Annotated in this window: 9 protein-coding genes; 1 reads left to right on the forward strand and 8 read right to left on the reverse strand. The window is 70.8% G+C overall.

The window, feature by feature from the left end:
- Positions 1-54: 54 nt before the first annotated feature.
- From coaD to ACFPIJ_RS22800, 7 genes are all read right to left on the reverse strand, one after another.
- Positions 55-540, reverse strand: a complete 486-nt coding sequence (coaD, locus tag ACFPIJ_RS22770; protein ID WP_380117195.1) for a pantetheine-phosphate adenylyltransferase — start codon at positions 538-540, stop codon at positions 55-57.
- A gap of 198 nt (positions 541-738) precedes the next feature.
- Complete coding sequence (locus ACFPIJ_RS22775) at positions 739-1,020, reverse strand: hypothetical protein (protein WP_380117196.1); 282 nt, start codon at positions 1,018-1,020, stop codon at positions 739-741.
- Positions 1,021-1,045: 25 nt separating this feature from the next.
- Positions 1,046-1,354, reverse strand: a complete 309-nt coding sequence (locus tag ACFPIJ_RS22780; protein WP_380117197.1) for an NIPSNAP family protein — start codon at positions 1,352-1,354, stop codon at positions 1,046-1,048.
- A 138-nt stretch (positions 1,355-1,492) separates the two neighbouring features.
- Positions 1,493-1,897: a nuclear transport factor 2 family protein gene (locus tag ACFPIJ_RS22785; RefSeq protein ID WP_380117198.1), complete on the reverse strand. Its 405-nt coding sequence runs from the start codon at positions 1,895-1,897 to the stop codon at positions 1,493-1,495.
- Positions 1,898-1,909: 12 nt separating this feature from the next.
- Positions 1,910-2,386 carry an MmyB family transcriptional regulator gene (locus ACFPIJ_RS22790; RefSeq protein ID WP_380117199.1) on the reverse strand — a complete coding sequence of 159 codons (477 nt, stop codon included), beginning with the start codon at positions 2,384-2,386 and terminating at the stop codon, positions 1,910-1,912.
- 104 nt (positions 2,387-2,490) lie between these two features.
- Positions 2,491-5,490 (reverse strand): CHAT domain-containing protein, encoded by a 3,000-nt coding sequence (locus tag ACFPIJ_RS22795; protein ID WP_380117200.1) that lies wholly within the window; start codon positions 5,488-5,490, stop codon positions 2,491-2,493.
- A gap of 105 nt (positions 5,491-5,595) precedes the next feature.
- On the reverse strand, positions 5,596-6,057 hold the full coding sequence (locus ACFPIJ_RS22800; protein WP_380117201.1) for a carboxymuconolactone decarboxylase family protein: 462 nt from the start codon (positions 6,055-6,057) through the stop codon (positions 5,596-5,598).
- A 46-nt stretch (positions 6,058-6,103) separates the two neighbouring features.
- On the opposite strand from ACFPIJ_RS22800, the gene pdxR reads away from it, so the two are divergent.
- The gene (gene pdxR, locus ACFPIJ_RS22805) at positions 6,104-7,474 is read left to right on the forward strand and encodes a MocR-like pyridoxine biosynthesis transcription factor PdxR (protein WP_380117202.1); all 1,371 of its coding nucleotides are present in this window, start codon (positions 6,104-6,106) and stop codon (positions 7,472-7,474) included.
- Positions 7,475-7,913: 439 nt separating this feature from the next.
- Here pdxR and ACFPIJ_RS22810 read toward each other — a convergent pair whose 3' ends face one another.
- Positions 7,914-8,753: a YwqG family protein gene (locus tag ACFPIJ_RS22810; RefSeq protein ID WP_380117203.1), complete on the reverse strand. Its 840-nt coding sequence runs from the start codon at positions 8,751-8,753 to the stop codon at positions 7,914-7,916.
- Between the last annotated feature and the right edge of the window lie 255 nt (positions 8,754-9,008).

Raw genomic sequence — 9,008 nt, forward strand, 5'->3', positions numbered from 1 at the left:
GACACGACCACCGCGCCACCCACCAACCGCAACGCCTCCAGCAACGCTGACGAGTCAGCCCCGGGGCCGCAGAGCCCGCACGGCCGTGGACGACATCGTCGCCAGCTCCGGACGGGAAGGCACCAACAACGTCGTCACGCCCAGCGCTGCATTCATCGCGGCGAGTTCGTGCTCGTGCATGCAATCGGTCGAGTTCCTGACCCCGCGGATAATCACCCCGCAGCCGTTACGCCGGCAGTAATCCACGGTCAACCCATGCCAGGCGGCGACCGCAACGTTCTCCCAGCCCGCCGGAAGCAAACCCCGGATCTCCCTCGCCCGCGCAGCAGTCGTCCCGGACGGCTGCTTGCCGTCGTTGACGGCAACCAGAACCGTGACCCGATCGAACATGCGGCGCGACCGGTCGACAACATCAAAATGACCTGCCGTGAACGGATCGAACGTCCCTGGATACACCGCTCGGGCCGACCCGGGACCGCCATCAGACGCATGGGGCACCGAACCAGAGTAGGCCGCGCCGAACCCGAGCGCGCCCCACACCGAACCCCGTTTTTGGACCGACTGTCAGGCGTACTGGATGGGGCCGGTGCGTCCGTGGCGTGGAGACGGGCGGCGGTGCGCCGCGCCAAGGCCAGCTCCACCCCGCGCGCGGTGCCGCTTTACGATCCGGCGCTGTCGAAGCGGAAGGCGTAGCTCGTCTTCGCGGACGCCTCACCAGCGGCATGAGCGCGCACGTCGTCAGGCGAGCTTGGCGGCCGGTTCAGCGGTTGCCTCGTGTTCCGGCCTGAGCAGTACCCAGCCAAGATTGTGATCGACCAGGGCGATCGCCAGCCTGCGAAGCACCCGCTGGAACTGCTCGGAATCCGCCGAGACCTCGACATCGAGATTCCACCTGCCCATCCCGACGCCGGCACCGGTGACCTCACCGTCCGCTCCGAGAGCGGACGTGAGCAGATCCTCGACGTCGTCGCGATCGACGCCGTCGGGCAACGGCTGTTTACCAATGACCTCGATGAACATGCCTGTGACCTTGGGCGGGTCGGGCCTAGCTCGGCAGGAGCGGCCGCATGAACGTCCGGTCGTATCGGAGGACGCAACCAGAGTCGTCGCGGATCTTTTCTGCGGCAACGAACTCCGGGTCCTGGCCGAACCTGGAGCGGTAGCGCTCGTAGGCGGCCAGGCTCTCGAAGCTGAACAGGGCTTCGGCCCGGTCGCTGGCGCCCTCGGCCGGCAGGAAGTAGCCGTGGTGCACGCCCCCGTGCTTCACCACGAGCCGCATCCACTCACGGGCGAACCGTTCGAACGCGCCGATCTGGGCAGGATCGATGGTGTAGTGCACAACGCAGGTGATCACGGTGCCAGCATACGTACACGCGGCGCGCGGATAGCGACAGCCGAGTCGCCGTCGCGACTGCAGGCGCACAGCATGACACTTCGCGGGGTGGAGGTCATGGTTCGCCGACCCGCCGGCGGCGACACCCGGGCGGACGGCCTATCCGTTGGCCGCCTCACGCTGGATCTGCTCGAACTGGCCGGCCATCGCTTCGGCCAGAGCCTGTGCGGCGGACAACGGCCGAACCATGACCGTCAACCCGTCGATCAGGCCGCGCTCGTCCAGGTGCAGAAAGTCGCAGCCCTCGACGGCGACGTCGCCGATTCGCGCCTCGAACACCAGCACGTGGTCGCGACCGCCCTCGTCGCTCACCTCACGGACATACCGGAAGTCCTCGAAGACCCGCAGCACGCCGCGCAGGATCGCGGCGGTGATGGCCTTGCCCGGATAGGGTTTGAACGCCACGGGACTGCGAAACACCACATCGTCGGCCAGGGTCGCCGCGATGGCGTCGGCGTCACGCGCCTCAACCGCGGCACGAAAGTCGATCACCCGCGCCAGCATACCGGTGGGGGGTCAGCTGAAGGTCCGGTCCGGTCGTCCAGATGGCTGGAGGGTGTGGGCGAGGAGCGTGACCTGGTCCGTGTGGGCGGGTTCAGGCTGGTAGAGGCTCAGGCGGGTAGCCGAGTCGTGTTGATGCCACGTCTGGTGGGTGAGGACGATGTCGCCGACCTGCGGATGGTGGAAGGTCTTCCGGCCGGTCCGGCGCGGGTGTACGTCGTGACCGTTCCACAGGCGGCGGAAGTCGGCGCTGGCTGCGGCGAGTTCCTCATGGATGCCGTGCAGGTCGGGCGCTCCGGGATCGATGCCGATCAGGTGTCTGAGGTTCGCGACGCAGGTCGCCGCTGACCGCTCCCAGTCGCCCAGGACCGACCGCGCCGCTGGATGGGTGAAGACGTACCGGATGATGTTGCGCGTTCGTGGCGGCCACTCGTCGAGGCCGGCGTGCAGGGCCAGTCCTTCGGGGAGAGGGTCACCGATGAACCCCACCATGCCCCCTGCGGTCGCCGACGTCTTCACCCTCAACGACGCCGGCCGCATCCAGCACCTGCAGGCGTACTTCGACGCCTCGATCTTCTCCTGAAGGTTCCGCGTCCTCACGGACCGAGGTGGATGTGGGCGGCCCACACCTGGGGGTAGTCGCGGTATCGGGTGCGGAGCGTGTGCACGGCGCGGTGCAGTGCATGTGCGGGCGGGCGCCAGCTGTGCGGGTCGGGGTGGATGGCCCCGTACACGGCGGTGGAGAGCCTGGTCGACACGACGTCGTTGACCCACCACAGGGTGGCGATGACGTGGGGATATCCGGCGAGTTGGAACGCCGAGGCGAGGTGGACGCTCTCGTCGAGCAGCCGGAACGATCCGACGGCGGTGGTGCACGCCGACAGGTACGCCAGATACGGGTCGAGCGGGTGCAGGGTGAACAGTTCGCCCGCCCGCAGCGGCTCGTCGAAGAGGTCGAGGAAGCTGCGGGCCGGGTCGTTGTCGTCGGCCCGGCCGTGGCAGGAGAAGTGTGCCCACGCCGCGGCGCCGAGCCGGCCGCGGACCGCATCGAGGGTCGCGGACGGCCCGACCAGCGCCGTACCCGCCGCGTCGAGCTGCAGCGCCACCGCGTGCGCCTCCCGTTCGGCCCTCGGCAGTGCCGGTGATGCCGGGTCAGCGGTCTGGTTGATGCCGACGGCCAGGACGTCGCGTCCCGGCTCCCGCTCGGCGAGCCGGGCGTCGGCGAGGGCCCGGACACTGGGCGCGTACGACGACACCACGCGGTCCAGCACCGTGCGGCGGGTGGCCGGCGGGTCGTCGTGGTGGCCCGCGGCATGGATGGGCAGCACGCTCAACGGCCCGGTCGCGATCCACCAGATCCGTGGCCAGGCGTGCGGTGCGTCGGGGTCGCCCGGCCCGGCCGTGCAGCCCAGGCGCGTCAGCACCGGCCCCGCCACGGTGTCCCACAACCAGCGCAGCACCCGCGTGACTTCGGCGTCGTCGACCGGCTCGTCCGGCGGCGGGTTCAGCGCAGCCAGGAAGGCGACCGCGTTGGTGCGTGCGTCGAGGACGGTGAGGCCGGGCAGCGGCAGGTGGTCCGCCTCGGTGCCGGTCAGCAGCAGCGCTGCGCTGCCGTGCTCGGACGCGACCAGCGCGACGACGGTGCCGTCGCCGGCCGCGGCGTGCAGGGTCTGCGGCCTTGGTGGTGCGGCGAAGTCTTCGAAGCCGGCCACCTGCCGGATCTCGGCGAAGAGCTGTGGCCACCGGGCGGCCGCGGCCATCCGCCGGTCAACGATCGCCTGTGCGGCCAGCCGGTCAGCCGCGGTCCCGCCCGGACCGGTGGTTCCCGGCGGCTGCGTCCATGACCGGCCGGCGAGGTCGTCGGGGTCGGTGAGCACGCGTCGAAGGTCCTCGTACTCGTCGGCGAGATGCGGGTGGGTGGTCCGCAGCTGCTCGACGGTGTGGCGGGTCTCGAGGGCCTGGGTCAGCAGGATCGTGCGGGTCTGCTCCAGGCGTTGCCAGGCGGTGATGCTGCGTTGGTACGGGGTCAGGTCGCGCACTGTGGCGGCGAGGGTGGCGCTGACGGTGTCGGCCGCCAGGCCCTGCAGTTGCGCGAGATGGTGCTGCCGATCCTGTGGGCCGAGTCCGTGGTCGGTGAGGACGGGCAGGAGCTCCAGCACCGCGAGCAGGTCGGCTTCGGCGCCGGCCCAGTCCTGTTGCCCGGCGGCCAGGGTGGCCGCGCTCCGGCCGGCGTGCGCCCGGTTGATCGGCGTGCCGCTGCGGTGGTGCAGGCTCTCTCGGTACACGGTGATGGCGTCGGTCCGGTCCGCCGGCTGGTGGGTGGACTCGAACCGTGCCTTCCGGGCGTCGCCGAGGTTCGCCAGGTAGCGTGCCCGGCCCGGGTGCTCGGGTGGCACCGCCGCGACCGCCGCGGTGCCGAGTTCGACGGCCCGGTCCAGGTCGGCCGGCTCCGCCGTGTGCCCGAACCGGGCCAGGACGGCGGTGCCGAGGTTGGACAGCCGCGCCGCCCGATTGGGGTGGCCCGGCGGGGTGCCGGTGACGGCCTGCTCGCTGAGGTCGACGGCCCGCTGCAGATCGGCCGGCGCCCCGGTGTGCTCGAACCGGTTCTGCAGGGTGACGCCGAGGTTCGACAGGTACATCGCATGGTCGGGGTGGGTCTGCGGAGTGAGCGCGAGCGCCTCCGTGCCGACGTCCACAGCACGGTCCAGGTCGGTCAGCGCACCCGTTCGCGCGTACCGGGTGCCGAGAGCGCCGCCGAGGTTGGACAGGCACCTCGGCCGGTCCGGGCGGCCGGCCGGAGCGGCCGCGACGGCTGCCTCGCTGTGCTCGATGGCGCGGTCCAGGTCGGCCAGCGCCCCGATGCGCCCGAACCGGGTCTGCAGCGTTCCGCTGAGGTTGGACAGATACAGGGAGAGGTTCGGATGCTCCGGCAGGGCGGCCGCGACCGCCGCCGTGCCGACCTCCACGGCCCGGTCCAGGTCGGCCAGCGATCCGGTACGCCGGAACCGGGTCTGCAGCGCACCGCCGAGGTTGGACAGATACCGGGGCAGGTTCGGGTGGTCCGGCGGGGCGGCCGCGACGGCCTCCGTGCCGATCTCCACGGCCCGGTCCAGATCGGACAGTGATCCCGTCACCTCGAACCTGATGCTCAGCGTGTTGGCGAGGTTGGACAGCCGTCCGGCCCGGTTCGGGTGTTCGGGCGTGGTCGCCGCCAGGGCGGCGTCGCCGAGTTCGACGGCCCGGTCGAGGTCGGCCGGCATCCCGGTGCGGGTGAATCTGGTCTGCAGCGCGGCCCCGAGGTTGCCCAGGTAGCGGGCGAGGTTGGGGTGGTCCGCTCCGGCCGCTGCGACCGCCTCCGCACCGATGTCCACGGCCCGGTCGAGGTCGGCTGCCGCCCCGGTGCGCCCGAACCGGGTATGCAACGCGATGCCGAGATTGGACAGTCGGCTGACCCGCCCTGGGTGGTCGAGCGGCGTGCCCTGGATTGCCTCGTCGAGCCACTGGATCACCTGGCTCAGCGCGTCGGGATCGCCGGCGGTCCGCGGGTCCTGCAGCAACCGTTGGGCCCGTTCACTCAGCTCGGACGGATCACTCACAGCGCGACCTTATCGGTGATGGCCCGATCCTCACCCCGACCGTCGCCGTGCATACCCCGGTGCCGAAATCTCCCAGCTACAGGACGACCGCGATTGGTGTGGCGGTCATGACAGGGGCCACGGCCGGGCGGTGGCGCCGAGCATGTTCCATGCGTTGATGACGGTGATCGACCAGATCAGTTCGGCCAGCTCCACCTCGGTGAAGTGCTCGGCTGCCAGGGCGATCGTGTCGTCGCCGACCGGGGACTGGCTGAGCCGGGTCATCGCCTCGGTCAGCGCCAGGGCGGCACGCTCGCGCGGCGTGAAGAACGGCGTCTCGCGCCAGACCGGCAGCGCGTAGAGCCGGCGTGGATCGTCGCCGCCCTCGACCGCGTCCCGGGTGTGGGTGTCGACGCAGTAGGCGCAGCCGTTGATCTGCGAGGCACGGGTCCGGACGAGTTCCAGCAGGCCCGCCTCCAGCCGGGTGTTCCGCGCCGCGGCGTCGAGGGCGTTCATGGCCTTGTTGATGTGTGGGGCGAGGTCGCCGACAGCGACGCGGACCGGCACCTCGGTGATCGTCTTGGTCATGCAACGACCGTACGAGCGGAATGGCCCCTTGATAAGATCCATTCTCGTGCCGACCGATTGGGCCAATTCCGGCATCGACCTCCACCTCGACCTCAGTGTCGCCGGGGATCGGCGCTCGCGCGTGGAGCAGGCGCTGCGCGACGCCATCCGCTCCGGGCGGCTCGCGCCCGGGACGCGGCTGCCGTCGACCAGGGCGCTGGCCGCCGAGCTGAGCCTCGCCCGCAACACGGTCTCCGCCGCCTACGAGCAGTTGGTCGCCGAGGGGTACCTGGCCGCGCGCACCGGATCGGGGACCACCGTGAACGCCCTGCCCGCCCGGCCTCGTCCGGCGGCCCGGCCCGCCCAGGTGCCCACACCCCGCTTCGACCTGCGGCCGGGCAGCCCCGACGTGACGACGTTCCCCGTCGAGGCGTGGATCCGGGCGACGCGGCGGGCACTCGCCCGGGCACCCGTCTCGGCGTACGACTACGGCGACCCGCAGGGCCGTCCCGAGCTGCGTGCCGTTCTGGCGACGTACCTCGGCCGTACCCGCGGCGTCCTGGCCGACCCGGAGCACATCGTCGTCTGTTCCGGCTTCGTCCAGGCCCTGTCGCTGCTGTCCGGTGTGGTCGGTGGTGCGATCGCGCTGGAGGACCCCTGCCTCCCGTTGCACCGTGCGGTGGCCCGCCACGCCGGCTCCCGGGTCGTGCCGCTGCCGGTGGACGGGGACGGCGCACGGGTCGACCTGCTCACCGACGCCGTCCGGGCCGCCGTGCTGACACCGGCCCACCAGTACCCGACCGGCGTGACGCTGCAGCCGGAACGCCGGCACACCGCTGTCGCCTGGGCCCGCGAGCACGGCGGCCTGCTGATCGAGGACGACTACGACGGCGAGTTCCGCTACGACCGCCAGCCGGTCGGCACCCTGCAGGGAATGGCCCCCGCGCATGTCGCCTATGTCGGCACGGCTGCCAAGAGCCTGGGCCCGGCGCTCCGACTGGCGTGGATGGTGCTGCCCGCCCACCTGGTCGAACCGGTCGCCGAAGCCAAACGGCTCACCGACCTGCACACCGAGAGCATCGGCCAGCTCGCCCTGGCCGAATTGATGACCAGCCACGGGTACGAGCGGCACATCCGCACCCGCCGCCTGCACTACCGCCGCCGCCGAGACCTGCTCGTCACCCGGATCGGCGGCCGGCATCGGCTGCACGGCATCGCGGCCGGCTTGCATGCCTTGCTCCAGTTGTCGCCCGGTGGCCCGACCGAGGAGGAGGTCGCCGCCCGTGCCGCAGCCGACGGTCTGGCCCTCACCACACTCGGCCCGCAGTGGCACAGCCCCGGCACCGGCGACATGGAGGGCCTCATTCTGGGGTACGCCACCCCCGGACCGGCAACCTATCCCGCCGCACTCGACGCCCTGGCCAGGGCGCTCGCCTGAGTCCTCGAATCCGCTGACACCGGTCCCCGCTCGTGTTCGGGATGCGGACGAACGCCCAGCGGGTAACCGTCCGTCGGACCGGCGCTCAGAGTGATCCGATGCAGGCGACCGGGTTCCGGCTGGGCATCGACTTCGGGCGCGTCCGCTGTTGCTGAGCACATGGCAGGCACCCCTCTGTGGCAAGATGCGGCCAGGAGCGGTGTTCTAGAGTGGGTTCTGGCGGGTCCGGGAAGTGGCTTCTCCGAAGTGCCGGCTGTCGGGATTGAGCCGGCCGCGCTGGATTGCAGAGTCGCTCCCGATTGCCCTCCCGGGCCCGTCCTGACGCGTTCCGCGTCCTTGACCATCTGTTGATAGACCACGTTGGACAGTCGGCGTTTCAGGGCCCGTATGGCTTCCATCGGGCTTTGCCCGCGGCAAGTTTGCGCCGAGAGGTTCGGCCTCAGCCTTGTAGAATGACCCAGACTCGGTCGAAACGGCCGGCGGCAAGATCCTCACTGCGAATCCAGAAGTACAGCATGCCCATGTCGCCCCACATCCACCCGAGGCCGTGCTCGTCGGTGTCCACCTGCCACAGCAGCCGCCAGCCGGCGGCGCCGGCCTGCAGGCCCGGGACGCGGGGGTCACGGTAACCCTGCCGCGTGAGTTCGATGCCGTTGGTGACCATCTGGCAGTCGAGATGCATCGAACCCTGCTGTAGGTTCGGCCATCCGAAGGCGCGGTGCTTACGATCGGGTCCTTCCTCGAGCCAGAGTTCTTCGTACCTGAGGGATGCCGGACTGGCCCAGGCCCAGATCGCCTCGATCGCAGGTTCGGACGATTGCGGCATCGTCAGCACCCGGAGTCCGGCCACGGACCTGGCCGGAACGGTGACCACGCCAGCGGGCGGCTCCGCCGGGGAAGCGGTGGCAGCGTCGGTGACCGTTACCTGCCAGAGCTGGGCGTCCTGCGGAACAAGGCCCCAGCCGGCCTGTTTCTGCAGGTCGAAGAAGAAGCAGAGCAGCCTGCCGGCAGGCAGGACCGCCGCACCGATCCAGCGGTTCAGCTCGTCGCAATGCCATTGCCCGATCAGCGTCAGCGGTCGCCCGTCGTCCGTCGTCGGCCAGGCGAAGTCCTCGCCGACGAGAGGTACACCCTCGAAGCGGGTCACCGCAGCGTCCGCGTCACACGCGTCGGCCGGCTGCATCCGCACCGACGGCAACGCCAAGCCAGCCACGGTCGCCGCGACGTCCGCGTCGAGCGACGCGCACAACGCCGCCAACCCGGCGTCGTCGACCTCCACTGGTCCCGCCTTCCGTCCGACAAGGACTGATCGTCGTTAGCCCGCCATGCGTCCATGCCGCGACGGCCGGACGCTGCTCGTCACGCCCGAGCATAGATCCACTATGAGTGCACGGGCCGCGGGTCTCGCGCGCCGACCGAACGAAGATCGTCACAGTCCGTGACGGCGGCTCGGCACCGCTGGTGCGCGCTCGTGCCGATGAGCGTGCACCTGATCTTGCGATGAGGGAGTGTGGCTTGAGACGGACGGCGACGG

Origin of the sequence: Dactylosporangium cerinum (assembly GCF_042653625.1) — a bacterium.
In the GTDB taxonomy this organism is placed as follows: domain Bacteria; phylum Actinomycetota; class Actinomycetes; order Mycobacteriales; family Micromonosporaceae; genus Dactylosporangium; species Dactylosporangium cerinum.